This is a genomic window from Streptomyces sp. NBC_00078 (assembly GCF_026343335.1).
Lineage (GTDB): Bacteria > Actinomycetota > Actinomycetes > Streptomycetales > Streptomycetaceae > Streptomyces.
Map to the genome: position 1 here is coordinate 4,166,740 of NZ_JAPELX010000001.1, position 23,889 is coordinate 4,190,628.

Annotated in this window: 25 protein-coding genes and 1 tRNA gene; 11 read left to right on the forward strand and 15 right to left on the reverse strand. The window is 69.4% G+C overall.

Features of this window, described 5'->3' with window-relative positions; genetic code table 11:
• Positions 1–72 precede the first annotated feature (72 nt).
• Complete coding sequence (locus OOK07_RS19395) at positions 73–843, reverse strand: hypothetical protein (RefSeq protein ID WP_266797671.1); 771 nt, start codon at positions 841–843, stop codon at positions 73–75.
• Positions 844–1,268: 425 nt separating this feature from the next.
• Here OOK07_RS19395 and OOK07_RS19400 point away from each other — a divergent pair, with 425 nt between their 5' ends.
• From OOK07_RS19400 to OOK07_RS19410, 3 genes are all read left to right on the forward strand, one after another.
• Positions 1,269–1,736 carry a hypothetical protein gene (locus OOK07_RS19400; RefSeq protein WP_266682021.1) on the forward strand — a complete coding sequence of 156 codons (468 nt, stop codon included), beginning with the start codon at positions 1,269–1,271 and terminating at the stop codon, positions 1,734–1,736.
• A 217-nt stretch (positions 1,737–1,953) separates the two neighbouring features.
• Positions 1,954–2,250, forward strand: a complete 297-nt coding sequence (locus OOK07_RS19405) for a hypothetical protein (protein ID WP_266682023.1) — start codon at positions 1,954–1,956, stop codon at positions 2,248–2,250.
• Positions 2,251–2,489: 239 nt separating this feature from the next.
• Positions 2,490–2,807, forward strand: a complete 318-nt coding sequence (locus OOK07_RS19410; RefSeq protein WP_266682025.1) for a hypothetical protein — start codon at positions 2,490–2,492, stop codon at positions 2,805–2,807.
• Between the two features lie 128 nt (positions 2,808–2,935).
• On the opposite strand, the gene OOK07_RS19415 is transcribed toward OOK07_RS19410, so the two are convergent.
• The 4 genes from OOK07_RS19415 to OOK07_RS19430 all read right to left on the reverse strand — a co-directional run bounded on the left by OOK07_RS19415 (position 2,936) and on the right by OOK07_RS19430 (position 5,049).
• Positions 2,936–3,298 carry a hypothetical protein gene (locus OOK07_RS19415; RefSeq protein WP_266797672.1) on the reverse strand — a complete coding sequence of 121 codons (363 nt, stop codon included), beginning with the start codon at positions 3,296–3,298 and terminating at the stop codon, positions 2,936–2,938.
• Positions 3,299–3,542: 244 nt separating this feature from the next.
• Entirely contained in the window at positions 3,543–3,896 is a 354-nt protein-coding gene (locus tag OOK07_RS19420; protein ID WP_266682029.1) for a hypothetical protein, read from the reverse strand.
• A 333-nt stretch (positions 3,897–4,229) separates the two neighbouring features.
• Positions 4,230–4,595: a hypothetical protein gene (locus tag OOK07_RS19425; protein ID WP_266797673.1), complete on the reverse strand. Its 366-nt coding sequence runs from the start codon at positions 4,593–4,595 to the stop codon at positions 4,230–4,232.
• A gap of 196 nt (positions 4,596–4,791) precedes the next feature.
• On the reverse strand, positions 4,792–5,049 hold the full coding sequence (locus tag OOK07_RS19430; protein WP_266516811.1) for a hypothetical protein: 258 nt from the start codon (positions 5,047–5,049) through the stop codon (positions 4,792–4,794).
• Positions 5,050–5,397: 348 nt separating this feature from the next.
• Here OOK07_RS19430 and OOK07_RS19435 point away from each other — a divergent pair, with 348 nt between their 5' ends.
• A complete protein-coding gene (locus tag OOK07_RS19435) occupies positions 5,398–6,822 on the forward strand; it encodes a condensation domain-containing protein (protein ID WP_266797674.1) in 1,425 nt (474 codons plus the stop codon).
• Positions 6,823–6,879: 57 nt separating this feature from the next.
• On the opposite strand, the gene OOK07_RS19440 is transcribed toward OOK07_RS19435, so the two are convergent.
• Positions 6,880–6,953, reverse strand: a tRNA-Thr gene (locus tag OOK07_RS19440).
• Between the two features lie 216 nt (positions 6,954–7,169).
• On the opposite strand from OOK07_RS19440, the gene OOK07_RS19445 reads away from it, so the two are divergent.
• From OOK07_RS19445 to OOK07_RS19455, 3 genes are all read left to right on the forward strand, one after another.
• Positions 7,170–8,309 carry an ABC transporter ATP-binding protein gene (locus tag OOK07_RS19445; protein ID WP_266797676.1) on the forward strand — a complete coding sequence of 380 codons (1,140 nt, stop codon included), beginning with the start codon at positions 7,170–7,172 and terminating at the stop codon, positions 8,307–8,309.
• Between the two features lie 234 nt (positions 8,310–8,543).
• Positions 8,544–8,999 carry a hypothetical protein gene (locus OOK07_RS19450; RefSeq protein ID WP_266682037.1) on the forward strand — a complete coding sequence of 152 codons (456 nt, stop codon included), beginning with the start codon at positions 8,544–8,546 and terminating at the stop codon, positions 8,997–8,999.
• Between the two features lie 103 nt (positions 9,000–9,102).
• Positions 9,103–9,834: a nucleotidyltransferase family protein gene (locus OOK07_RS19455; RefSeq protein WP_266797678.1), complete on the forward strand. Its 732-nt coding sequence runs from the start codon at positions 9,103–9,105 to the stop codon at positions 9,832–9,834.
• 280 nt (positions 9,835–10,114) lie between these two features.
• Here OOK07_RS19455 and OOK07_RS19460 read toward each other — a convergent pair whose 3' ends face one another.
• From OOK07_RS19460 to OOK07_RS19485, 6 genes are all read right to left on the reverse strand, one after another.
• Complete coding sequence (locus OOK07_RS19460; RefSeq protein ID WP_266682041.1) at positions 10,115–11,758, reverse strand: DoxX family membrane protein; 1,644 nt, start codon at positions 11,756–11,758, stop codon at positions 10,115–10,117.
• 117 nt (positions 11,759–11,875) lie between these two features.
• Positions 11,876–12,817 carry a 23S rRNA (guanosine(2251)-2'-O)-methyltransferase RlmB gene (gene rlmB, locus OOK07_RS19465; protein WP_266682043.1) on the reverse strand — a complete coding sequence of 314 codons (942 nt, stop codon included), beginning with the start codon at positions 12,815–12,817 and terminating at the stop codon, positions 11,876–11,878.
• Between the two features lie 109 nt (positions 12,818–12,926).
• Positions 12,927–14,324, reverse strand: a complete 1,398-nt coding sequence (gene cysS, locus OOK07_RS19470) for a cysteine--tRNA ligase (RefSeq protein ID WP_266797680.1) — start codon at positions 14,322–14,324, stop codon at positions 12,927–12,929.
• Between the two features lie 76 nt (positions 14,325–14,400).
• A complete protein-coding gene (gene ispF, locus OOK07_RS19475; RefSeq protein WP_266797681.1) occupies positions 14,401–14,922 on the reverse strand; it encodes a 2-C-methyl-D-erythritol 2,4-cyclodiphosphate synthase in 522 nt (173 codons plus the stop codon).
• The gene (gene ispD / locus OOK07_RS19480; protein ID WP_266516837.1) at positions 14,912–15,676 is read right to left on the reverse strand and encodes a 2-C-methyl-D-erythritol 4-phosphate cytidylyltransferase; all 765 of its coding nucleotides are present in this window, start codon (positions 15,674–15,676) and stop codon (positions 14,912–14,914) included. Before ispD ends, ispF begins: the two co-directional genes overlap by 11 nt.
• Positions 15,677–15,963: 287 nt before the next feature.
• Positions 15,964–16,446, reverse strand: a complete 483-nt coding sequence (locus OOK07_RS19485; RefSeq protein WP_003953493.1) for a CarD family transcriptional regulator — start codon at positions 16,444–16,446, stop codon at positions 15,964–15,966.
• A gap of 591 nt (positions 16,447–17,037) precedes the next feature.
• Between OOK07_RS19485 and OOK07_RS19490 the strand changes: the two genes are divergently transcribed.
• Entirely contained in the window at positions 17,038–17,709 is a 672-nt protein-coding gene (locus OOK07_RS19490; RefSeq protein WP_266682048.1) for a copper chaperone PCu(A)C domain-containing protein, read from the forward strand.
• Between the two features lie 162 nt (positions 17,710–17,871).
• Here OOK07_RS19490 and phoP read toward each other — a convergent pair whose 3' ends face one another.
• Positions 17,872–18,543: a two-component system response regulator PhoP gene (gene phoP / locus OOK07_RS19495; RefSeq protein ID WP_478971291.1), complete on the reverse strand. Its 672-nt coding sequence runs from the start codon at positions 18,541–18,543 to the stop codon at positions 17,872–17,874.
• Between the two features lie 5 nt (positions 18,544–18,548).
• A complete protein-coding gene (gene phoR / locus OOK07_RS19500; RefSeq protein WP_266682050.1) occupies positions 18,549–19,814 on the reverse strand; it encodes a two-component system sensor histidine kinase PhoR in 1,266 nt (421 codons plus the stop codon).
• A 245-nt stretch (positions 19,815–20,059) separates the two neighbouring features.
• On the opposite strand from phoR, the gene phoU reads away from it, so the two are divergent.
• Positions 20,060–20,761 (forward strand): phosphate signaling complex protein PhoU, encoded by a 702-nt coding sequence (gene phoU / locus OOK07_RS19505; RefSeq protein WP_266682051.1) that lies wholly within the window; start codon positions 20,060–20,062, stop codon positions 20,759–20,761.
• Positions 20,762–21,338: 577 nt separating this feature from the next.
• Here phoU and OOK07_RS19510 read toward each other — a convergent pair.
• Positions 21,339–21,827 carry a hypothetical protein gene (locus OOK07_RS19510; RefSeq protein WP_266682053.1) on the reverse strand — a complete coding sequence of 163 codons (489 nt, stop codon included), beginning with the start codon at positions 21,825–21,827 and terminating at the stop codon, positions 21,339–21,341.
• Between the two features lie 134 nt (positions 21,828–21,961).
• On the opposite strand from OOK07_RS19510, the gene OOK07_RS19515 reads away from it, so the two are divergent.
• Together OOK07_RS19515 and OOK07_RS19520 are read left to right on the forward strand one after the other, a co-directional pair.
• Complete coding sequence (locus tag OOK07_RS19515) at positions 21,962–23,200, forward strand: sensor histidine kinase (protein WP_266797684.1); 1,239 nt, start codon at positions 21,962–21,964, stop codon at positions 23,198–23,200.
• Positions 23,188–23,838: a response regulator gene (locus tag OOK07_RS19520; protein ID WP_266682055.1), complete on the forward strand. Its 651-nt coding sequence runs from the start codon at positions 23,188–23,190 to the stop codon at positions 23,836–23,838. Before OOK07_RS19515 ends, OOK07_RS19520 begins: the two co-directional genes overlap by 13 nt.
• Positions 23,839–23,889: the final 51 nt, after the last annotated feature.

Genomic DNA, 23,889 nt, shown 5'->3' on the forward strand with positions numbered 1-23,889 from the left:
CTTCTCCATTGGTCGAGCGAAAGTGATCTGCAGCAGATCGAGTTGGGACGGAGGACAACCGACGACGGGCCGTCAGCCGAGTCGCGGCAGACCCAACTGACCGACGGGCGGCGCCGCGACCTGTCCAAGGCCGAGCCCGGGCACCTGCGGCGCGCTGGCCGGCGAGATCAGCGGGTTGATGAGCGGGTTCACCTCGGGGTTCACCTGCGGGTTGACCTGGGGGGCGACACGCGGCGGCGGCTCCGGGTTGAAGACCTGCGGCACGGCGACCTGGGGGGCGACCTGCGGAGTGACCTGCGGCGCCGTCTGCGGGGCGACCTGCGGCACGACCTGCGCCGGCTGCTGCTGCGGAGCAGCCTGCTGAGGAGCGGCCTGCTGAGGGGCGGCCTGCTGAGGGGCGGCCTGCTGAGGGGCGTACGACGGTGCACCGGCCTGCGCGGCGCCTCCGGACGAGGCGAAGGCGGAGGCCTGTCCGATCTGCGGCGCGGGCGCCGGAGCGGCCTGCATCATCGGCTGGGCGTACGGCTGCGGACCGGTCTGCGCGGTGCCCGCCGCAGTGGTCGCGGCCGTGGCCTGCTGCTGGGGCGCCGGGTAGTACTGAGGAGCAGGGGCCGGCTGGTAGTACTGCGGAGGCGGCGCCTGGTACTGGGGCGCCGGGGCAGGCTGGTAGTACTGGGGAGCAGGCGCCGGAGCTGCGGCCTGAGGTGCCGGGTAGTAGGGAGCGGGCACCGGAGCAGCACCGGGATACCCGCCGTAAGAGTCGGCGTGGCTGACGCCGGCACCGATGGCGGACAGACCGCCGGCCGCCGCTACGACGAGCGCGGCCTTGTGAAGCTTTCGCATGGAACCCTCGGCCCTTCAATACCTGTACAGGGAAATCCGTTGTATTCAGTGCAGTCATGCGTGCGCTCAGTCTGATGTTCGTACTGCGCACCAACAGGGGTAATGCTGGGCTGTCTTGTGGACTTCACGCCGGAGGCGACAGCGGATCCCGTCGTCCTCTCACCGATTCACGTCCGCTGTTCTCTCCCAGCTGGCAACGACATTTCACCGGTCCCGGTCACGGCATACAAAAGCCCGTCACCCGTTTGGCATCGATCGGATTAACAGCCCGCCTGCCGGCGATTCACCCCGCTGGCAAATGGGTGACCACGCCCCGACTCCCGTGACTGGCCCCGCACTTATGTCGTTCCCCACTGGGCCAGAGCAATGATGCATCGCCGCATTTCAGTACGTTCCATGCACGTCAATGAAGGGCCGAGGGTTTCATGCGCAAGTTCCAGCACGTCGCGCTCGTAGCAGCAGCGGCCGGCGGTCTGTCGGCCATCGGCGTCGTCCCAAGCTTCGCCGACGCCCCCGCCGCGTACAACGCCGCTCCGCCGCCCGTTCCACAGCAGGGGGTCCAGGCCGCGTCCTGGACCGGCTCGCAGGCCACCGCCCACACCTACGGCTCGCCCGCCCCGCAGCAGGCGCTGCCGCAACGCGGCGCCGATGTCAGCCCGCAGGTCAACCCGCAGGTGAGCCCGAAGCTCAGCCCGCAGCTGACCCCGCAGCCCGCCGCGGCGCAGTCCGGCGCGGTGGAGCAGAACAACCTCTTCCGCCCATACCAGGAGTGCAGCCCGCAGAACCTGCTGAACGCGAATCTCCCGGTCGCCGTGCTCGCCGCCGCCGAGACCAAGGGCGTCAACTGCGGGCAGTCCAACAGCCAGGCGAACGCCCTCGCCAAGGCCCACTAGAACCGCGGGACCAGCGGATACGCGCACCCGGCACGGGCCCTTCGAGGGAGTTCCCGAAGGGCCCGCCAGAAGCGATACGGCTTTAGGGTGCTTTCACGACAAGATCACACGACACGGCGCGTCGCTGGTCGATTTGCCCATATTTCCTATTAATCTCCGTGACTGTACGAAGTCGATCTGACACAGATCGCATCCACTTCACTCCACCGGAGATGACATGCACAAGCTTCGCAAGGCTGCCGTTCTGGTCGCTGCCATCAGCAGCGTCGCGCTCCTGGGCGCCGGTACCGCTCAGGCCGGCGAGGGTGGCCGCGACGGGGGCAAGGGCGGCGACCAGCGCACCAACGTCCTGCAGAGCTCCAACTGCAAGTCGCACGACCTGAACCTGGACGTCCTCGGCCAGGTCGGACTGCTCAACGGCCTGCTGGGCAACGCACTCAACGGCGAGGGCAACCCCGGCGCCCAGGACACCCACATCGGCTCGAGCATGGGCTGCAACAACAGCGCGTTCTAGTCGCGTGACGGTCGCTTAGCGGCCAAGAGCGGGAACCAGGTCCCGGTACCGAGCGCCGAGCTCGGTACCGGGACCCCCTTTTTCGCGGGCGGGGCATTTCCCGCCTTCGACCAAGACAGTGATGGCGTTCCGAATACGGCGCGCCGAACGGTTATTGACGGATATTTCGTATTAGCCTCCGTAACTGCACGAAGTCGATCTGTCACAGATCGCATCCACTTCACTCCACCGGAGATGACATGCACAAGCTTCGCAAGGCTGCCGTCCTGGTCGCTGCCCTCGGCAGCGTCGGACTTCTGAGCGCCGGCGCCGCCCACGCCGACCAGGGCGGCTGGGGTTCGGGTTCGGGCGAAGGTGGCAGTCGTGGCGGCTCCTCTGCCTTCAGTGTCCTGCAGAGCAGCACCTGCAGGTCGCACGACGCCAACGTCGACGTCCTCGGTCAGGTCGGCATCCTCAACGGCCTGGGCGGCAACCTGCTGAACGGCGAAGGCAACGCGGGCGCGCAGTCGACCTCGCTGGGCTCGAGCATGGGCTGCAACAACAGCGTCGGCAAGTAAGTCACAAACCTTCCTCGGTGCCCCGGCCACAGGCCGGGGCACCGAGGCTTTGATGTGCCAGGAACGCCAGAATGCCGGATCGGGATCCATCCCCGATCCGGCATTCGCCGTTCGCACCCGGTCGCGCCTCAGAACTCGATATGCGGGCGCGTGATGTGAGGGCGCTTGAAACCCTTGGGAAGCGGCGCCGTGTTGGAGCATTCCACGACCGGACCGACGTTCGTGGATCCCGTGTCCATACTGTCCTCGGGCAGCACCACGCGCGGCCGGTAGATGGTCGAGCACTCCTGAGCCTGCTTGGCGACGTACGTGCCGTCCTTGCCCTTGTGGACGGTCTCGGTCTTGTGAACGCAGGTGGTCTCACCCACGGCCGTGGTCTTGCAATCGCCCGGGGACCCGTCGGCGTGCGCCTGCGCGGCACCGCCGACGTAGATCACGGCGAGACTTCCGATGAGGCCCGAGACGGTTGCGATCTTCCGCCGACTGACCATGTCTGGTGCTCCTTTGCAGTCGAGGCCCGGGCGCCGATGCCGTCGATCGGCGTGCGCCCGAGCCCTGGGGTGAAATGCGGAACCGGCGCCTGACGCGCCCTCAAAGGACGTCCGGCGACGGCATTGGCGCAGCCCGGACGCGCACCGTGATGGTTTTGCCGCGCGTCCGGGCTGCCATTGCTTTGTTGAGAGGTGTTGCTACGGGGCCTTGTGAAGCTTGCGCACCGGGCCCTCGGCGCTACTTCTACTTGCTGCCGTACGGGGCGGCGTACTGGCCGTAACCGGCCTGCGGCGCGGCGTAGCCCGTCTGCGGCGCGGCGTAGCCGGCCTGAGGGGCGGCATAGCCGGTCTGCGGGGCCGCGTAGTAGCCCGTCTCCGGCGCGTAGTTGAAGCCGTTCGACGGCGCGAAGGACGGGGCCGCCTGCGGAGCGGCCTGCATGCCGTACGGGGCGCCCGACGTCGCAATGGCGTTGGCCTGCGACGACGCCACCGCGGTGACGCCACCGTCGTAGCCGCCGGCGCTGCTGACACCGGCGCCGAGAGCGGACAGCCCCGCGACCGCTGCGACTACGACCGCGACCCGCTGGAACTTGCGCATAGTTAGACCCTTCCCTAGCTGGGCATGAAGCCCTTGCTTGACTACTTAATGTGAGCATATACACACGTAGCGTAGCCATTTGGGACATTCTGCCCTTCTATGCGCCGTGTCGGCCTATGGCGAGGCACCTTTCGTCCGCCACCGTTTTCCCCCTGGAAACGACGCTTCCCCCAGGCCAAGTCACGGGCCCCGAAGGGCAGTCACCCGTTTGCCCGCCGACGCGTCGCACTCGCGCGCACACCAAAACAGCGGACGGCCGGTCCAGGTCACCCCGGTCCGGCCGTCCGCCGCTTGGAAGTTGAGGAAGGCGTCGGAAAATCCGCCCCTCGATGATCAGCTCAGCAGGCCGCCAGGCAGCTCGAATCCGCCGTCGCCCTTGTCGGCCTGGTCGGCCACCGGCGCCGCGCCGGGGTTGCAGGTCACCTCGGGACCGATCCGCGTGGACCCGTTGTTCAGAAGGGGGATGACGGGCAGCTGCATGGGCTTCACCGGCGTACAGGTCGTCGCCTTGCGGATGGCGAAGCCTCCGCCCTCGGGCATATCGCCGGTGACCCGCTGGACGCAGGTGACGTCGCCGGAGAGGCTGACGGAGCAGGCGCCCGGGTCCGCCGCAGCGTGGGCCTGCGTGACGCCGACACCGGTCACCGCGAGGCCGCAGAGAAGCCCTGAGACGGCCGCGATCTTCTTCCTACTGAACATGGATCCGTTTCCTTTGTTCCCTGGGAATGTCGGAAAGTGAAGGGCTGACCTGATCGATGCGCCGAATCTCAGAGCCGTAGTGAGCGCATTCGGGTCAGACGGCCTCTCGCTCCGCGCCGCCACACGTCAACGGGCCCCTTCGGGGTGACCCCCGAGGGGCCCGCGGAAAGCGTCGCGCAGGACTTGGCCGCCTACTTCAGCCAGTGAAGGCGTTGTTGAACTGGCCGCAGGTGGTGTCGAAGGTCTCGGAGAGACCCAGTACGCCGATCGGCAGGTCGCCCTCGGCCACCGTCTGCGGGCTGCACTCCTGGTAGGGGCGGTAGTGCTCGGCCACCTTCGGCACACTGTCGTGGCCGTGGTCGTGTGCGTAGGCGGTACCCGCACCGGCACCGATGGCGGACAGCCCGCCGGCCGCCACTGCCGCTGCGATCATGGCCTGTTGAAGCTTGCGCATGGAACCCTCGGTCCTTCATTGCCTGGATGTCGAGGCGGATTGCCTACTGTGACTGCACGAACACTATCAGTTACTACACCGTATTCCGCACTCCCGGAAATCCCGTGTCCAAGCGGGGACATGAGGGCATGAAGACTCACCGTGCTTTCAGGCGCGGCCTGTTCGTATGCTGAAAAGCCTGAATCGGCACCACTGGATGTCCGGCAGACCGATTGGCTCACATCCGCCGATCACTCAATCCACTCAAAAGTGGGAACACATCATGTTCCGGGTATCCCCGTTCGCGGTCGCGGCATTCCCTTGATCGGGTCCGCCCGATCCGGGCTCCAACTGCGAACGGAGACGCCCGTGCGAATGACCGACATCCAGCGTTGCGAGGTCCGGCCCGGACGGCTTGTCGAGTGGGCACTCAGTCCTGCGACGGTCGCGGCCGCCGCGGACCTTCCGGCCGACCCCCGCCCGCCGGCGTACGTCCAGGAAGGGCACATCAGGACCGCCCGATCCGTGCGGGAGGACGGCCTGTTCGTGCCGACCTGGCTCGGCACCGCCTTCGACATCCCGGGCGCAGTCGACCTCGACGCGCTGGAGGTCGCACTGCGTGGCTGGACCCTGCGGCACGAGACGCTGCGCAGCGGATTCCGCTGGGCGGGCGACGAGATGCACCGTTTCACCCTCGCCCCCGAGGCGGTGTCGCTGCAGCGCGAGGAGGCCGGCGACTTCCCCGACACGGACGCGCTGGTCCAGCACCTCCAGGACCGCTTCGACGCCGCCGCGAACGCACTGAGCTGGCCCAACTTCCTCTACGCGGCGGTCATCAGGGACGACAGCACCAGCGTGTACATTGGCTTCGACCACAGCAACGTCGATGCCTACTCCATCCAACGCATCCCGGCCGAGATCCACGAGCTCTACGCGGCAGCACTCGAGGGACGCCCCGTGGAGGAGCCGCCGGTCGGCAGCTACGTCGACTTCTGCGAGATCGAGCGGGCGGACGCCGACCGGATCGACGGCACCCATGAGATCGTCGCCCGCTGGCGGGAGTTCATCCAGCGGTGCAACGGCAAACTGCCCAACTTCCCCGTCGAACTGGGCCTTGAGCCCGGTGGCCCGCTGCCCACGCAGAAGCTGATGCGCGAGATGCTCGTCGACGCGGACGCCGCCGCCGCGTTCGAGTCGTACTGCCGGCCCTTCGGCGGCAGCCTCGTCGGCGTCCTGGCCGCCACCAGCCTCATCGTCCACGAGATCGGCGGAGAGCCCGTCTACCGGGCCGTCGTTCCCTTCCACACGCGAGTGAAGTCCAAGTGGTCCAACTCCGTGGGCTGGTACGTCGGCGGCGCACCCGTAGAGGTCGCCATCGACCAGGCGCCCGACTTCACCGCCGCCCTGAAGGTCGTACGCGCCGAACTGCAGGCCAACCGGTCGCTGGCACGCATGCCGCTGGCCCGGGTACTGCGCCTGCTCGGTGCGGACTTCCGGCCGACCTCGCCCGACCTGTACTCGATCGTCTCGTTCGTGGACGCACGCGGGATCGCCGGGGCGGAGCGCTGGGACGAGCTTTCGGCCTACGGGCTCGTCAGGGTGTCGTACGGCGACCAGGTGTGCGTCTGGCTGAACCGGCTCCACGAGGGCCTGTGGTTCACCTGCCGCTACCCCGACACCGACATCGCGTACAAGAACATGCAGCTCTACGTCGAGCGGCTGCGGGACGTCATCCTCACCGTGGCCCGCGAGCAACGCGCCACGGAACTCGCGGCGCAGGATCTTGCCGGGTGACCGACAAACACAGCAGGCCCCGCCGGCGGTAATGCGGGCGGGGCCTGCTGTTCGACGAGCCCCCTGTCGGATTCGAACCGACGACCTTCGCTTTACAAGAGCGGCGCTCTGACCAGCTGAGCTAAGGAGGCCTGCGCACGTGCGTCACGTACGTGCCCGAGCAGTGTACCCAGGTCGCAGGAGCCCCCTGTCGAAAATTTCCGCGAAGTTCACGGGCCTGAAGGTACTGACAGATCAGGCAAACGCCAGGTACCGTCCTGAGCCAGTTCACTCTCGTGGACTACACCACCACCTTCCTACAACGGATCGTCCGGCACGTTCCTGCCGGTAGAAGGGGGCCCTTCACCATGGCCACTGTTTCGTTCGACAAGGCGACCCGGATCTACCCGGGCACCGAGAAGCCCGCCGTCGATGGTCTGGAGATCGAGGTCGGGGACGGCGAGTTCCTCGTCCTCGTCGGTCCGTCCGGCTGCGGCAAGTCCACCTCGCTCCGCATGCTCGCGGGGCTCGAGGACGTGAACGCCGGCGCCATCCGCATCGGTGACCGCGACGTCACGCACCTGCCGCCGAAGGACCGGGACATCGCCATGGTGTTCCAGAACTACGCGCTGTACCCGCACATGACCGTCGCCGACAACATGGGCTTCGCGCTCAAGATCGCCGGCGTCAACAAGGCGGAGATCCGCAAGAAGGTCGAAGAGGCCGCGAAGATCCTCGACCTGAGCGAGTACCTGGACCGCAAGCCGAAGGCCCTCTCCGGTGGTCAGCGCCAGCGTGTCGCCATGGGCCGCGCCATTGTGCGTGAGCCGCAGGTCTTCCTCATGGACGAGCCGCTGTCCAACCTGGACGCCAAGCTCCGCGTGTCCACCCGTACGCAGATCGCGTCGCTGCAGCGCCGTCTCGGCATCACCACCGTCTACGTCACCCACGACCAGGTCGAGGCCATGACGATGGGCGACCGCGTGGCCGTGCTCAAGGACGGTCTGCTCCAGCAGGTCGACTCCCCGCGCAACATGTACGACCGCCCGGCCAACCTCTTCGTCGCCGGCTTCATCGGCTCCCCGGCCATGAACCTGGTCGAGGTGCCGATCACCGACGGCGGTGTGAAGTTCGGCAACAGCGTCGTCCCGGTCAACCGCGACGCCCTGAAGGCCGCCACCGACAAGGGCGACCGCACGGTCACCGTGGGTGTCCGCCCCGAGCACTTCGACATCGTCGAGGAGAACGGCGGCGGTGTCGCCGCGTCCCTGACGAAGGACACCGAGGACAAGCCGGCCGGTCTCGCGGTCTTGGTCAACGTCGTCGAGGAGCTCGGCGCCGACGGCTACGTCTACGGCACCGCCGAGGTCGGCGGCGAGACGAAGGACCTGGTCGTCCGTGTCGAGGGCCGCCGGGTGCCGGAGAAGGGCGCCACGCTGCACGTCGTGCCGCGTCCGGGCGAGACCCACGTGTTCTCGACCTCCACGGGCGAGCGCCTCACCGACTGAGGCAGCCCGCCGACCGGCGACTCCCGAAACGCCCATCCCGGGTAATTCACCCAGGTTGACGAAGAGGGCCCCGTAAACCACTGCGGGGCCCTCTTCCATGTCGACAAATATTCCGACACACCGGTCATTTCGAGCAGCGTACGTCAACCTCGTACCCCATCCGAGTCCCCTCTTCATCCCCCGAACCGGTGACTAAATGTCGCCAAATCATCACCGGGCGCTACTCTCACTCGGGTGAAGCACTCCACTAACCAACAGACGCGACGTGGCCGGGGCCCCGCCCGCCGGATCGGCCGCACGCTCGCCCTTGTCCTGCCCGTCGTCCTGGTGCTTTCCGGGACCCTCGCGGTCACCCGGGTCAACTGGACGGGGAATCCCTCGAACTCGGTCCTGACCGCCTCGGACGCCTCCGACATCACCTCGGACGCCAGGGCACTGCACCGCACCCCGCAGGACGTGCTGCGCGACAAGCTCCTGGCCGAGCTCCAGGAGAACGACCCGGGCGTGGTGCTCACGCACCTCCAGCAGGCGGTGAACCAACGCCCGTCGCTCGCCAAGCACTGCGCGTCCATCGCCCGCGCCGTGGGCCGCGCCGCCGTCCGCGTATACGGCCCGACGCGCGCCCAGTCCTACGCCCGCCCGGTCTGCGACACGTCGTTCGCCTCGGGCGTCGCGACCGCACACATCTGAACCCGTCCCTCCTCCACCGCCGATGGTTCGGAGGAGGGTAACGGCTGATTAAGGAACGGTTGCCGGCTCCGGCCGTGGGCGGGCAGCGCCGTACAGTTCGGTCATGACCGATCCGAACGCCGCTTCCCGCCCCGTTCAAGCCGTCGTCCTGGCCGGTGGCCAGGGCTCCCGGCTGCGTCCCTACACCGACGACCGGCCCAAGCCGATGGTCGAGATCCCCGGTACGGGGACTCCGATCATCGGCCATCAGCTTGCCTGGCTGGACGACGAGGGCGTCACGGACGTGGTGGTCAGCTGCGGCCATCTCGCCGAGGTCCTGCAGGACTGGCTGAAGTCGGCCGACCTGCCGGTGAAGGTGACCACGGTCGTGGAGACGGAACCGCTCGGGCGTGGAGGCGGGCTGAAGTACGCTGCCGCGCATCTCCCGCACCCGGACCGGCCCTGGTACGCCACCAACGGCGACATCTGGACCCGCTTCTCGCTGCGCGACATGGCGGACTTCCACGCGGAGCGCGACGCGGTGGCGACGCTGGCCCTGGCCCGCCCGCGCATCCCCTGGGGCGCCGTGCAGACGGACGGCTTCGGGCACATCACGGACTTCATCGAGGCGCCGCCGTCGACGTTCGAGATCAACGCGGGCGTGTACGTCTTCTCCCCCGAGTTCGCCGGTCTGCTCCCGGAGCGCGGCGATCACGAGCGTACGACCTTCCCGCATCTGGCCCGTGAGCGGCGCCTTGCCGGTTTCCCGCTCCCTCAGGGGTCCTACTGGCGTGCCATCGACACGGCGAAGGACCTGACCGAAGCCGCGAAGGAGCTGGCCGCTCTGAGGCGGTGAGGGCTGGGGGTGCGGGGGCCGTTTTTTGGCTGCGGGTCGGTGGGGGTTGACCGCGCCGTTCCCCGCGCCCCTGACGGGCGTTGCAGCACCGACGCGGAAAGGGCCCCCCACCTTGGACGTGGGGCCCCACCGCATCGGGTGCGGAGCGGTTACTTGGCTTGCCGGGTCGGTGGGGGTTGACCGCTCCGTTCCCCGCGCCCCTGACGGGCGTTGCGGCGCCGGATGTCGAAAGGGCCCCGCACCTTTGTGGTGCGGGGCCCCTTTCGTTCAAGTGGTTTGGCTAGCCCAACAGGCCGCCCACGAGGCCCGAGTCGCCGGAGGACGTGCCTCCGGAGCCGGTGCCGCCGGTCGAGCCGGTGCCGCCCGTGGCACCGCCCGCGGTGGGGCCGGCGCTGGTGCTGGGCGCACCGCCGGTCGGTGAGGACTGCTGGGGCGGGGTCCGGCCCGCCGTGCCCTGGGTCTGGCTGGGCGCGCCGCCGGTCGCGGTGGCGCCCGGGGTCGTCGCCGCGCCGGAAGGCGTGGAACCGGCGGTGGCGCCCTGGGTGGGTGCGTTCGAGGCCGAAGGCGACTGGCTGTGCCGCTTGTTCGGCTTCTGCGGGAGCGGGGAGCCCGGCAGTTCGTTGCGGGGGGCCTCGCCGGGCCCCGGGACGATCACGCGGTCGGCGTCGCGGACCGCGCCGCCGAGCAGCGAGCCGACGAGCAGCGTGATGCCGGTCGCGATCGCCGTGACGAGGGCGCCGCGGCGCAGGACGTAGCGGCGCAGCTCCCAGATGTCGGAGCCGGGACCGAGGCGCCGCCAGGCGCTGCCCGCGAGGCGGCCGTCGACGGAGTAGACGGGGGCGCCGGCGATGATCAGCGGGGACCAGGCGGCGAGGTAGATGATGTCGGGGGCGTCGTAGGCGGGAACGGTCTTCCAGCTGACGGTGACGATGAGCGCGGCCGACAGCAGCGCGCCGAAGACGGCGGCGACCCGCTGCCAGCAGCCCAGCACCGTGAGCACGCCCACGACGACCTGCGCGAAGGCGATGACGAGTCCGGAGCCGACGGGGTGCTGAAGCGCGAACTGCCGCAGAGGCTCGGCCACTTCCCACGGGTGCAGGGTGTTGAGCCACTTGACCATGGAGCCGCGCTTGCCGCCGTCGAAGTAGACGGGGTCGCACAGCTTGCCCATGCCGGCGTAGATGGAGATGAAGCCGAGGAAGATGCGGAGGGGAAGCAGGACGACGCCGAGGTTCATCCGGCGGCCGGGGTAGTAGGCGTGCCGCGCCGGGTCGTCGCCCTGGCGCTTGGCCGGCCACGCGGTGTCGTCGCCGTCCGCCTCTTCCGACCCGTCGAAGTCCTCGAACTCCTCGGCGCCGTAGGCCTGTTCCTCCTCGTATGCGCTGCCGGCGGTGCGCATGTGAGGGAGCAGGCGGGTGCCGCCGGTGTCGTCGTGATAGCTGCGCTGGGCGCCGACGATCGGGGTCTCGACGGTCTGCTCCAGCGCGTCGTAGACCTTTTCGTAGTCGCCGGCCTCGACGCGGGGGATGACCTGGGTGGCTCCGGCGTCGGCGGAGGATTCCTCGCCGTGCCGGACGCTGCCGCCCCGTACGGCCTGGAGCAGGCGGTGCGCGCCCGTGTCGTCGGGGGCGGACCTGCCGCTCCAGACGACGGGCCGGCGCCGGGCGCCCGCGGCCGCGCCCGCTCTGCCCGCGGCGGCGCCGACAGGTACCCGGCCGCCGTCCTGGGTGGCGCTCAAATGCCGTGCGATCCGCGGCGACTGGGTGCGCGTCGAGGCGCCCAGCATCACGCGGAAGCTCGCATGGTTGACGATGACCTGCGCTGGATCGCTCGGCACCTTCACCATGCTCAGCGCGGGAGCGTCATCGAATCCCGACGGGCCGTCCCCCGTGGGTGTGCGGGGTGTTCTGGTGTCCACGCTCATCTAACCGAGTGACATGCGGTTAGGACACTGCCTTGACTCGCCGGATGTGTCCGGATCGCGTCAAGCTTGTCCTGGACAGCCAGATTGCCCCGTACGGGTGAAGAAGCGGACGCGCGTTCAGCCGCGCCTGCGCGCCGCCTCGTACAGCACAACCCCCGCCGCCACGCCCGCGTTCAGCGACTCCGTCCCACCCGGCATCGGGATCCGGACCCGGAAGTCGCAGGTCTCGCCGACGAGTCGGGACAGGCCCTTGCCCTCACTGCCGACGACGATGACGACCGGGCCCGCCAGGGCCGCCAGCTCGCCGACCTCGGCCTCTCCGTCGGCGGCGAGGCCGACGATCGCGATGCCCTGCTTCTTGTACGCCTCCAGGGCGCGCGTCAGGTTGGTGGCGCGGGCGACGGGCGTGCGGGCGGCGGCGCCGGCGGACGTCTTCCAGGCACCGGCGGTCATGCCGGCCGCGCGCCGCTCCGGTACGACGACGCCGTGGCCGCCGAAGGCGGAGACGGACCGGACGACGGCACCGAGGTTGCGCGGGTCGGTCACCCCGTCCAGGGCGACGATCAGCGGGTCCGCGCCCTCGTCGTAGGCGGCGCTCGCGAGGTCCTCGGGGTGGGCGTACTCGTACGGCGGGACCTGGAGGACGAGGCCCTGGTGGTTGAGGCCGTTGGTCAAGCGGTCGAGCTCGGGGCGCGGCGCTTCCATGAGGTTGATGCCGCCGCGCTCGGCGGCGAGCTGCAGCGCCTCGCGGACCCGCTCGTCGTTGTCGATGAACTGCTGGACGTAGAGGGTCGAGGCGGGGACTCCTTCGCGGAGTGCCTCGACGACCGGATTGCGGCCGACGACGAGTTCGGAGGACGACTTGCCGCCGCGGCCGCGGGGCGCGGGGCGGCGCACGGCCTGCTTCGCCTTGGCGTTCGCGATGCGGTTCGCCTTGTGCTTCTTGCGCATCTCGGCGGGCGGGGTGGGGCCCTTGCCTTCCAGGCCCTTGCGCCGCTGGCCGCCACTGCCGACCTGCGCGCCCTTCTTGCCGGACATGCGGCGGTTGTTGGCTGCCATGACCTACCTGTCTGCTCTGTGAAGGAGTGAAGCGTGTGTTCGTACGTCTATGAAGTGTGCCGCCCGGAGAGCCGGACGGCACAATCGATCTTCTGATCAGCTGCTGGGCTCAGCGCGGGCCGAGGCTCCAACGCGGGCCCTGCGGGCCGTCCTCGATGTCGAGGCCCGACTGGTTGAGCTGGTCGCGGATGGCGTCCGCGGTGGCCCAGTCCTTGCGTCCGCGGGCGGCCTCGCGCTGGTCGAGGACCAGGCGTACGAGGCTGTCGACGACACCGTGCAGGTCCTCGCCGCGGTCGGTCTCGCCCGCCCAGTGCGGGTCGAGGGGGTCGAGCCCGAGGACGCCGAGCATGGCACGCACCTCGGCGAGGCGGGCCACAGCGGCTTCCTTGTCGTCGGCGGCGAGGGCCGAGTTCCCCTGCCGGACCGTCGTGTGCACGATCGCGAGGGCCTGGGGCACGCCCAGGTCGTCGTCCATCGCCTCGGCGAACGCGGGCGGCACCTCGGCGGACGGCTCGACGTCACCGGCCTTCTCCACCACCCGCTGCACGAAGCCCTCGATCCGCGCGAACGCCGACTCGGCCTCGCGCAGCGACTCCTCGCTGTACTCGATCATCGAGCGGTAGTGCGGCGTACCGAGGTAGTAGCGCAGCACGATGGGGCGCCACTGCTTGACCATCTCGGAGACCAGGACGCTGTTGCCGAGCGACTTGGACATCTTGTCGCCGGCCATGGTCACCCAGGCGTTGTGCACCCAGTACCGGGCGAACTCGTCGCCGTAGGCCTTGGCCTGGGCGATCTCGTTCTCGTGGTGCGGGAAGATCAGGTCGAGGCCGCCGCCGTGGATGTCGAAGGCGGTGCCGAGGTATTTGTGCGCCATCGCCGAGCACTCCAGGTGCCAGCCGGGACGCCCGCGGCCCCAGGGGGTCGCCCAGGTCGGCTCGCCGGGCTTGGCGGACTTCCACATGGCGAAGTCGCGCGGGTCACGCTTGCCGGTCTCGCCGACGCCCGCGGGTTGCTGGAGGTTGTCGAGCTCCTGCCGGGACAGCTCCAGGTAGCCGGGGAAGGAGCGCACGTCGAAGTAGACGCTCCCCTCCGACTCGTACGCGTGACCGCGCTCGATGAGGCCCTGCATCATCTCGACCATCTCGGTCACATGGCCGGTGGCCCGCGGCTCGTACGTCGGCGGGAGGCAGCCGAGCGCGGTGTAACCGTCGTTGAACGCGCGCTCGTTCTCGTAGCCGATCGACCACCACGGGCGGCCCTGCTCGGCCGCCTTCGCGATGATCTTGTCGTCGATGTCCGTGACGTTCCTGATGAAGGTCACGTCGTAGCCGCGGTAGTCGAACCAGCGGCGCATGATGTCGAAGTTGAGGCCCGAGCGGATGTGCCCGATGTGGGGCGCGGCCTGCACGGTGGCACCACACAGGTAGATCGAGACACAGCCCGCTGCGAGCGGGACGAAGTCACGGATCTGCCGGGCGTTGGTGTCGTACAGGCGAATAGTCACGAGACCTAGGGTAGTGGGCGGAAGGGGGTGCGTGGAGCAGTCCCTTGTTCGTCGCGCCCCCGTCCGGTCGGGCCACTTACCCCACTCGTACGACCAACGCGGTCGCCACCGCCATCAGGCCCTCGTCGCGCCCCGGAAAGCCCAGGCCGTCCGTGGTCGCTCCCGATACCGACACCGGGGCGCCGGCCGCCTCCGACAGGAGTTTCTGGGCCTCGTCGCGGCGCTTGCCGATCTTCGGGCGGGGGCCCACGACCTGTACGGCGATGTTGCCGATGCGGAAGCCGGCCTCGCGGACGATCCGGGCGGCCTCCGCCAGCAGCGTGATGCCGGACGCGCCGGACCATTCGGGGCGCCCGGTGCCGAAGTGCTGCCCGAGGTCACCGAGTCCCGCGGCGGAGAACAGCGCGTTGCACGCGGCGTGCGCGACGACGTCCGCGTCGGAGTGGCCGGCCAGCCCCGGCCCCTCGCCCTCCCACTTCAGACCCGCGCACCACAGCTCGCGGCCCTCCTCGAAGGCGTGGATGTCGGTGCCGATGCCGACCTGGGGAAGCGGGATCCCACCGGGTGGTGGCCGGAAGTCGGCTGCCTCAGAAGCCATCGTTCAGCCTCCTGCGGGCCAGGACCGCCTCGGCCAGAACCAGGTCCAGCGGGCGCGTGACCTTGAAGGCCTCCTCGTGGCCGGGCACGAGCAGAACCGTCTTTCCGAGCCTCTCGACCATGCTGGCGTCGTCGGTGACGTCGTCGGTGACCTCTTCGTGGGCGCGGATCAGCGTGACCCGGTCGAAGCCCTGCGGGGTCTGCACGGCACGGAGACGGGCGCGCACCGGGGTGGCCACCACCGGCTCCGGCTCACCCGGCACCGACGCCGGCTCGACCTCCTTGACGGTGTCGGCGAGGGGCAGCGCGGGCACGACGGCCGGCGCGCCCTCCCGTACCGCCTCGATCACCGCGTCCACCGTGTCCACCGGCACCAGCGGACGCGCGGCGTCGTGCACCAGCACGATGTCGTAGTCGGGCGGCAGCGCGTCGAGGCCGAGCTTCACGGACTCCTGGCGGGATTCGCCGCCCGGCACCACCAGGAAGTCCGTCCGCTCGGGCAGTGCGTGCGCGTCGAGGAGCGACTTGACCTCGGGGGCGCCCTCGGGCGGTGCCACCACGACGACCAGGGAGACCGCGCGGGATGCGGCCATGGCACGCACCGCGTGGATGAGCATGGGGGTGCCGCCCAGCGCGCGGAGCGCCTTGGGGGCGCCCGGACCGAGGCGTACGCCCCGGCCGGCGGCCGGGATCACGGCGGCCGTACGGGCCTTCGTGCGGTCTCCGACGGGCGAGGGGCGCGAATCGTCAGACATCGGTTCCTGTCAGGTTTGTGTTCCGGCCCTGCGTGGGTATGGCCTGGGAAGTGCCGGGCGCGACGACTTGACCGGACCCTTCCGTGACACCGGTCGAGCCAGCAGCCCGGGCCCGGCACGCCACACAGGGGTCCCAACCTCCCCGCACGCCGTTGTACGCATGGCATTCGAGTACGAACATGCCCGGGTACGAACATGCCGCAGCGCCCGGCGACAAAAATACGTCATCGGGCACCGCGGCATTTCGATGTACTGAGTGCTGAAGCGGGCTTACGCCTGCGTCAGGTTCAGGACGCGAGAACCTCGTCGAGCAGGGCCTCGGCCTTGTCCTCGTTCGTGTTCTCCGCGAGGGCGAGTTCGCTCACCAGGATCTGGCGTGCCTTGGCGAGCATCCGCTTCTCACCCGCGGACAGTCCGCGCTCACGCTCACGACGCCACAGGTCACGCACTACTTCCGCAACCTTGATGACATCACCGGAGGCGAGCTTCTCCAGGTTTGCCTTGTATCGACGCGACCAGTTCGTGGGCTCCTCGGCGTACGGCGCGCGCAGTACCTCGAAGACCCGGTCCAGCCCGTCCTGACCGACCACATCACGTACGCCGACGAACTCCGCATTGTCCGCTGGCACACGTACCGTCAGGTCACCCTGGGCGACCTTCAGCACCAAGTAGGTCTTGTCCACGCCTTTGATCTGGCGAGTTTCGATAGCCTCGATCAGCGCGGCCCCGTGATGGGGATAGACCACGGTGTCGCCAACCTTGAACGTCATGTGACAGGTACCCCTTCCGTGGCTATCCAGAGTAACACGGAAACGGCGGGTTCTGAATGGCGTTTTCGCAGGTCAGGGCATATCTCGGGGCTTGACAACTGCAACAGGAACGTGCTGCGCGGCCCGAGCGGAAGAAGGTATTCGCAGGTCGGAGCGGCTCTTCGGGTGAGGAGAAACGCGTACGTTACACGCATCCGGAGGCCCCACCAAGGCGACGAACATCCGCATATGTCTGGTTCCAAGTGTGCGACTTCCGCTACTCCGTTCGGTGCCGGGACTCGCTTCCGTGTCGATTCCGGAATTGATCACAGGCACCCGTCCACGTGGTCCGTTGTTCCGCACGGTGATCAATTCCGGGGTCCTCGCGTATTCCTTCACGGAAATTTTGCGCACCGCCGGACGGGGTATGCCGGAGCGGCTTATGTGAATGGCGGACGAGTGTCCCGGTTACCCCCTGCCGAGCGACGCCGGGGGCTGAAGGGAGGGTCGGGTGCGGTGACTCGGGAACGGCTCGGTAACCTGAGGCCGCTGACAGACACTTAGGGCGGCTTTCGTGAGTCGCCACACTCAAGTCAAGGAGTTGCCGCCGCCGTGAGCAGCAGCCTTCGACGCGGTGTACTCGCCGCCGCCACCATCGCGTTCTCGATCGCCTCGCTCGCCGCGTGCGGTGCCGGGAGCGACGCCCAGACGCTGGAGGTCAAGCCGGACAACGCGGCGACCAAGGTCGGGAACCTCAAGGTCCAGAACGTCATCGTCATCACCCAGCCCGACCCGCAGTCGACGGGGCCCGCCGCGATCGCAGCGACCCTCTTCAACAACGGTGACAGCGCCCAGACGCTGGACTCGATCACGCTGCCCGGCACGGGCAAGACCGCCGAGCTGAAGCCCGCCAAGGGCAACGGGCCGCTGAGCGTCCCGGCCCACGGCTCGCTCGTGATCGGCGGCAAGGGCAACGCCTCCGCCTCCCTGCCCAGCAGCCGTGAGGCCCTCCAGGACGGCAACGCGCAGCCGATCACCTTCACCTTCAGCGAGACCGGCGCGGTGAGCCTGCGCGCCTTCGTGGTTCCGTCCGACAGCTACTTCAAGAAGTGGGGCCCGAGCGACATCCCGACGGGCATCCCGGCGACGAGCCCCAAGCCGAGCAACAGCACGTCGGCGACGCCGAGCGGCGCGGCTTCCGGGAACACCCCGAACACCTCGGCCACCCCGACCGACGCGGCCTCCGCGAGCGTGTCGGCGTCGAAGCCGGCCGCGGGGCACTAGTCGGCCGCCGGCCACTGAGCAGCCGTCGTACGACGAAGGGCGGGACCTCTCCAGGAGGTCCCGCCCTTCGTCGTACGGCCGGTGAGGCCGTGAGCCCGTAAGGCCGGTGAGCCCGTGGGGCCGGCAGCGGCCTGCGGCTGCTCGTAAGGCCTGGTGGACGGCCTACGGCTCAAACTTGTAGCCGAGCCCTCGGACCGTCACCAGGTACCTGGGCGCGCCCGGGTCCGGCTCGATCTTGGCGCGCAGTCGCTTGACGTGGACGTCGAGGGTCTTGGTGTCACCGACGTAGTCGGCGCCCCAGACCCGGTCGATGAGCTGCATACGGGTCAGCACGCGGCCCGCGTTGCGCAGCAGCATCTCCAGCAGGTCGAACTCCTTGAGGGGGAGGTCGACCTTGGAGCCGGAGACGGTGACCACATGGCGGTCCACGTCCATGCGGACCGGACCGGCCTCCAGGGCGGCCGGGGTGATCTCCTCGGGCTCCCCGCGGCGGCGCAGGACGGCGCGGATACGGGCGACCAGCTCGCGCGAGGAGAACGGCTTGGTGACATAGTCATCGGCTCCTATTTCCAGGCCGACGACCTTGTCGATCTCGCTGTCCTTGGCGGTGACCATGATCACCGGGACGTTGGAGCGGCCGCGCAGCTGACGGCACACCTCCGTGCCGGGCAGGCCCGGCAGCATCAGGTCGAGGAGGACGAGGTCGGCGCCGTTGCGCTCGAACTCGTCGAGTCCGTCGGGCCCGGTGGTCGCGACGGCGACCTCGAAGCCCTCTTTGCGGAGCATGTAGGACAGGGCGTCGGAGAAGGACTCCTCGTCCTCGACGACGAGCACACGGGTCACGGAAGGACCTCCGGGGCGGGGAGCGGTTCGTACGGGGATGACTGGGGGGTGCTTTGGCCGGCCTCGTCGTCGAGATCGTCCAGGTCGGGGTGTTCGTGCGCGCGGTCGCGGGCAGCCCCCGCCTCCGGCAGCCTCAGGGTGAACGTGGAGCCCTGACCCTCGGAACTCCACACCGTGACCTCCCCGCCGTGCGAGGCGGCCACGTGCTTGACGATCGCGAGGCCCAGGCCCGTACCGCCGGTGGCACGGGAGCGAGCGGGGTCGACGCGATAGAAGCGCTCGAACACGCGCTCCCTGTCCTTCTCGGAGATGCCGATGCCCTGGTCGGTGACGGCGACCTCGATGTGGTCCCCGCCGGGCGCGGTCACCCGGCGGGCGGCTATGCCCACGCGGGTGCGTGCCGGGCTGTAGTTCACGGCGTTCTCGACAAGGTTTCCGAGGGCGGCGGCCAGCTGGCCCCTGTTCCCCCAGACGTGCAGGTCGGCGGTGCCGCCTGCGGCCATGGTGATCTGTTTGGTGCCGGCCTGGTGCCGGCAGCGGTCGATGGCCTCGGCGACCAGTTCGTCCACGCGGACCGGTTCGGCGTCCTCGAGAGGATCGTCGTTCTGGACCCGCGAGAGGTCGATCAGTTCCTGCACCAGGTTGGTGAGCCGCGTGGCCTCGATCTGCATACGGCCGGCGAAGCGCTCGACCGCCTCCGGGTCGTCCGAGGCGTCCATGACGGCCTCGGACAGGAGGGAGAGCGCGCCGACGGGTGTCTTCAGCTCGTGGCTCACGTTCGCGACGAAGTCGCGCCGTACCGCTTCGATGCGGCGGGCCTCGGTGAGGTCCTCCACCAGCAGGAGCACCAGCCGGGAGCCGAGCGGGGCGACGCGCGCGGAGACGGCGAGTGCATCGCCCCGCCCTGTCCCCCGCCGCGGCAGATCCAGCTCGACCTGGCGTATCTCGCCGTCCCGCCGTGTGTCCCTGGCCATCTTCAGCATCGGCTCCACGGAGAGCCGACCGCCGCGGACCAGGCCGAGGGCGTACGCCGCCGAGCTGGCCTTGACCACCGCGTCGGCCTCGTCGAGCACGACGGCCGAGGAACGGAGCACGGAGAGGACGGTGTCCACGCCCGGCGGAAGCACCGGGTCGGTGTGCAGAGAGGTGCGGGTGGGGCGCTTCTGCTCCCGCTCGCTCCAGCGGAACGCCAGCACGGCGATGACACCGGTGAGCACCCCGGCGATCGCTGCCGCTGCGGCGACCGCCGCGTTCACGTTCATGCATCCAGGTTAGGCATGCGATACGACATCCCCACAGCCGTCGAGGTGCGACCTCGAACACTCGTCGCCCAGAGTTCACCTAGGAGCCAGTGATGGTTCATTTGGGGTGACGGAAACCGACGCGTTCCGGCCGGATCGTGGGAGCGTGGGGTGCGGAGCGTCGGTTTTGTACGGCCGGTGTCGGCCGACGGACGCGCGGGCCCCTGCCCGGCAGCCCCGAAGAACACGTAAGAGAGGGACCCCTGATGCGGGACGCGTACCACGAGGAACTGGACTCGATCGGCGACAGTCTGGTCGACATGGCCCGGCTGGTCGGGTCGGCGATCGGGCGCGCCACGACCGCCATCCTCGACTCCGACCTCAAGCTGGCCGAGACCGTCATCGAGGGCGACCAGAAGGTCGACGACCTCCAGCACGACCTGGAGGCCCGGGCCATAGCCCTGCTGGCCCGCCAGCAGCCGGTGGCCACGGATCTCCGCATCGTCGTCACCTCGCTCCGCATGTCGGCCGACCTGGAGCGTTCGGGTGACCTGGCGCAGCACGTCGCGAAGCTCGCCCGCCTCCGCTTCCCGGAACAGGCGATCCCGCACGACCTGCACGCGACGATCCTCGAGATGGGCCAGCTCGCGCAGCGCCTGATGGCGAAGGCGGCCGAGGTGATCATCACGAAGGACGTCGACCTGGCGATGCAGCTGGAGCAGGACGACGACGAGATGGACCTGCTGCACCGCACCCTCTTCCAGCACCTGCTGGACGACCGCTGGCAGCACGGCATCGAGACGGCGGTGGACGTCACCCTTCTCGGCCGCTACTACGAGCGGTACGCCGACCACGCGGTGGCGGTCGCCAAGCGCGTGGTGTTCCTGGTGACCGGTGAGCACGCGGACGACCTGCAGCCCGACATTCAGCCGGAGATCCAGCCGGTGGCGGGAGGCGAAGGGGCGTAGCCCGGCGGGTGGTGGGGGCGCGAGCCCGAAGGGCAGGGCGTGCGGGCGCCACTGTGCGCCGTTGATGCGCCCAGGGGAACGGGCATGCAATGAGCACAGGCACCAGCCTGCCTCTAGGCCTCCAGGAGGACCCATGGCCGAAGCCCCCACCACGCCCGACCCGACGCAGGAGCGCGAGACGGACCAACCCGCCGAGATCAGGAGCCTCCCGCTCTTCGGCGCGTGCGGCTGCGGCTCGGGCTGCGGCTGCGGGTGCCAGTCGGGTAATCCCTGCCAGTGCGGCTGACTGCGTAGGACGCGGGTCCCGTACGGCGATCTTGTACGACCCAGTAGTGAAGTGAAGGGCGAAGGGCTCCGGTGAACACACCGGGGCCCTTCGTCTCGTCGCGAGAAGCCCGCCCCGGACGGGGCGACCCGTGGACTCAGGGAGTCGAAGCAGAAACGACGGGGAGGAGTCGTTGATCGCCGAGCATGGGCGGAGCCCAGCGCGGGCGCGGTGCGGTCAGGACAGCAGAGCCCATGGTGTTCTCCGGTTCTGTGGTGTCCGTGGTTGCAGCCCGGGTCGGTGTGGCGGGTTTCATGGGGTGCGGGGCAGCGCTCGAACCGCCAGGCGGACGCATACCGCTGCGAGCGGAAGTTCTGCGAACAACGCCATGACCAGCGCCGCGCGCAGTTCGCTCCCGCCGGCCGCGGTCATCGTGTCGAACCAGGCGTCGACGGTGAGCAGGGCGGCCGTCGCGGCGGCGGGCGGTGCCAGTCGCCGATCCCCGCGGGTGGCCAGCAGACCTGTGGCGATCAGGCCGACCGCCTCCAGCGCGTCCAGACCCACCCAGGCGGCGGACCAGTGCGAGGCATGGAAGGTGGTCGGCAGGCTGGTGGCCAGCACGACGAGCCACGGCAGCAGCGCCATCCCGCAGCCGGCCAGGACAAGTCCCCGCCGTCGGCCTGGAAGGCGGTCCGGACGACGGCGCTGCGGGCTGGGGAGCGATCCCGGGCGCGGGCCGTGCGGCCTGCGTATGCCTCGCTCGGCGTCCGGCTCCGGGAACAGTTCGATGATTTCCTGCATGCCCTTCAGCCTGAGCCGCACAGCGATCACGGTCAGTAATGCCGGATGCCGTTCTCAGGGTGGTGCCAGCTTCACCATCGATCCGGATGCACGGTGCATGGCATAGCCCTCACCTGGCGCTTTACCGTCGAGCCATGACGATTCCCCGGGCGCTGCGGCGCAGAGTTGTTCGGGTCCGGCGGGACACCGGTTTCTTGGCGGCCGGGATACCGCTGCACCTTGCGCTGGTGCCGTTGTGGAGCTGGATGGCGAGTGCCGCGACGTCGAGGGCGTGGCCGGGGCTCCCGCTCCCGTTCGTGCTGATCTTGCTCGGTGTGCTTGCGCTCACCGCTGTGCAGCGACGCCGTTACCGGGTGCTGCTGGGAGTGGAGATCCTCCGGCTGCCGGCCGCGCGCGAGCAAGGGTGGCTGAGGCGCGCTCTGCGGTGGTTATCCGTGGCCCAGACCTGGCGGCAGGCCTGCTACCACCTGCTTGTCGGTCCGCTCCTGGCTGTGGTGGAGCTGGGGGTGCTCGCCGCGTGGGTCGCGGGCCTTGCCGGCGTCACCGTCAACGGGTGGGCCTGGATGTTGCCGGTCCAGGTTCGCCTGGACCACGTCGACTACGCGACCCAAGCCGTGTACTACACCGCGGCCGGCGTGCTGCTGCTGTGCGCCGTACCCTGGCTGACCGGGCCGGTGACCCGCGCCGAGACCCGGATCGCGCTCGCGCTGCTCGGGACCAGCCGCTCCCAGCAGCTTCAGCAGCGTGTCGAGCACCTGTCCGAGAGCCGCACCGACCTGATCGACGCCGTCGATACCGAACGCCGCCGCATCGAACGCGACCTGCACGACGGCACCCAGCAGCGCCTGGTCTCCCTCGCGGTCAACCTGGGCCTGGCCAAGGCCACCCTCACCAACCTGTCGGACGAGGCCCGCACCGTGATCGACGAGGCGCACCGCGAGGCGAAGGAGGCCATCGCCGAACTCAACGACCTGGTGCGCGGCCTGCACCCGGCCGTCCTCGAAGACCGCGGGCTGGACGCGGCGCTGTCCGGGCCGGCCGCCCGGGTACCGATCCCGGTACGGCTGCGAGTCGACCTCGAGGAGCGAGCGGCGCCCACCGTGGAGTCGCTCGCCTACTTCGTGGTCTCCGAGGCGCTCACCAACGTCACCAAGCACGCCCGCGCCACCCGCGTGGACGTCACGGTCAAACAGGTCGGAAGAATGCTGCGCGTGAACATCACCGACGACGGGATCGGCGGCGCCGACACCTCCACCGGCAGCGGACTGAGCGGGCTGGCCAAACGGGTCGGTTCCGTCGACGGCACCTTCCACATCAGCAGTCCGGCCGGGGGCCCGACCACCATCGCCGTGGAGCTGCCATGCGAGCCGTGATCGCCGAGGACTCACTGCTGCTGCGCGTCGGGCTCGTCAAGGTCCTGGAAATGGCCGGCTTCGAGATCGCCGCCGAGGTCGGCGACGCCGAAGCCCTGCTTGCGGCCGTCGAGGAACACCGGCCCGGGCTGGCCCTGGTCGATGTCCGCATGCCACCCGGCTTCACCGACGAAGGCGTGCGCGCCGCGCTGGTGATCCGTGAGCAATGGCCGCAGACCGCGGTGGTACTGCTCTCGCAGTACGTCGAGGAGCGGTATGCGGCCGACCTGCTGACGGCCAACACCAGCGGCGTCGGCTACCTGCTCAAGCAACGCGTCGCCGACGTGGAGGAGTTCGTGGCTTCCGTTCGGCGGGTTGCAGCCGGGGGCACGGCACTGGATCCACAGGTGGTCGCCCAGCTGCTCGTGCGCCGCCGTAGTGACCCGCTCGATCGGCTCACGCCACGCGAACGGGAGGTACTCGCCCTGATGGCCGAGGGACGCTCCAACACCGGGATCGCGAAGGCCCTGGTCGTCAGCGACAGCGCGGTGGCCAAGCACATCAACAACATCCTCGCCAAACTCGACCTGCCCGCAGCCGACGCCGACCACCGGCGCGTTCTCGCCGTCCTGAGATTCCTCGGCGCTTCCCCGACCTAGGCAGATTCGTTTGGACAGCTGGTCGCTGGTGAGCGCTGCGGCCGCAGGACC

Bases quoted from the DNA above. Each gene is read 5' to 3' on its own strand.
- OOK07_RS19395 (WP_266797671.1), bottom strand. From the start codon at position 843: ATGCGAAAGCTTCACAAGGCCGCGCTCGTCGTAGCGGCGGCCGGCGGT.
- OOK07_RS19400 (WP_266682021.1), top strand. From the start codon at position 1,269: ATGCGCAAGTTCCAGCACGTCGCGCTCGTAGCAGCAGCGGCCGGCGGT.
- OOK07_RS19405 (WP_266682023.1), top strand. From the start codon at position 1,954: ATGCACAAGCTTCGCAAGGCTGCCGTTCTGGTCGCTGCCATCAGCAGC.
- OOK07_RS19410 (WP_266682025.1), top strand. From the start codon at position 2,490: ATGCACAAGCTTCGCAAGGCTGCCGTCCTGGTCGCTGCCCTCGGCAGC.
- OOK07_RS19415 (WP_266797672.1), bottom strand. From the start codon at position 3,298: ATGGTCAGTCGGCGGAAGATCGCAACCGTCTCGGGCCTCATCGGAAGT.
- OOK07_RS19420 (WP_266682029.1), bottom strand. From the start codon at position 3,896: ATGCGCAAGTTCCAGCGGGTCGCGGTCGTAGTCGCAGCGGTCGCGGGG.
- OOK07_RS19425 (WP_266797673.1), bottom strand. From the start codon at position 4,595: ATGTTCAGTAGGAAGAAGATCGCGGCCGTCTCAGGGCTTCTCTGCGGC.
- OOK07_RS19430 (WP_266516811.1), bottom strand. From the start codon at position 5,049: ATGCGCAAGCTTCAACAGGCCATGATCGCAGCGGCAGTGGCGGCCGGC.
- OOK07_RS19445 (WP_266797676.1), top strand. From the start codon at position 7,170: ATGGCCACTGTTTCGTTCGACAAGGCGACCCGGATCTACCCGGGCACC.
- OOK07_RS19455 (WP_266797678.1), top strand. From the start codon at position 9,103: ATGACCGATCCGAACGCCGCTTCCCGCCCCGTTCAAGCCGTCGTCCTG.
- OOK07_RS19460 (WP_266682041.1), bottom strand. From the start codon at position 11,758: ATGAGCGTGGACACCAGAACACCCCGCACACCCACGGGGGACGGCCCG.
- rlmB (WP_266682043.1), bottom strand. From the start codon at position 12,817: ATGGCAGCCAACAACCGCCGCATGTCCGGCAAGAAGGGCGCGCAGGTC.
- ispF (WP_266797681.1), bottom strand. From the start codon at position 14,922: ATGGCTTCTGAGGCAGCCGACTTCCGGCCACCACCCGGTGGGATCCCG.
- ispD (WP_266516837.1), bottom strand. From the start codon at position 15,676: ATGTCTGACGATTCGCGCCCCTCGCCCGTCGGAGACCGCACGAAGGCC.
- OOK07_RS19485 (WP_003953493.1), bottom strand. From the start codon at position 16,446: ATGACGTTCAAGGTTGGCGACACCGTGGTCTATCCCCATCACGGGGCC.
- phoR (WP_266682050.1), bottom strand. From the start codon at position 19,814: ATGAACGTGAACGCGGCGGTCGCCGCAGCGGCAGCGATCGCCGGGGTG.
- phoU (WP_266682051.1), top strand. From the start codon at position 20,060: ATGCGGGACGCGTACCACGAGGAACTGGACTCGATCGGCGACAGTCTG.
- OOK07_RS19510 (WP_266682053.1), bottom strand. From the start codon at position 21,827: ATGCAGGAAATCATCGAACTGTTCCCGGAGCCGGACGCCGAGCGAGGC.
- OOK07_RS19515 (WP_266797684.1), top strand. From the start codon at position 21,962: ATGACGATTCCCCGGGCGCTGCGGCGCAGAGTTGTTCGGGTCCGGCGG.
- OOK07_RS19520 (WP_266682055.1), top strand. From the start codon at position 23,188: ATGCGAGCCGTGATCGCCGAGGACTCACTGCTGCTGCGCGTCGGGCTC.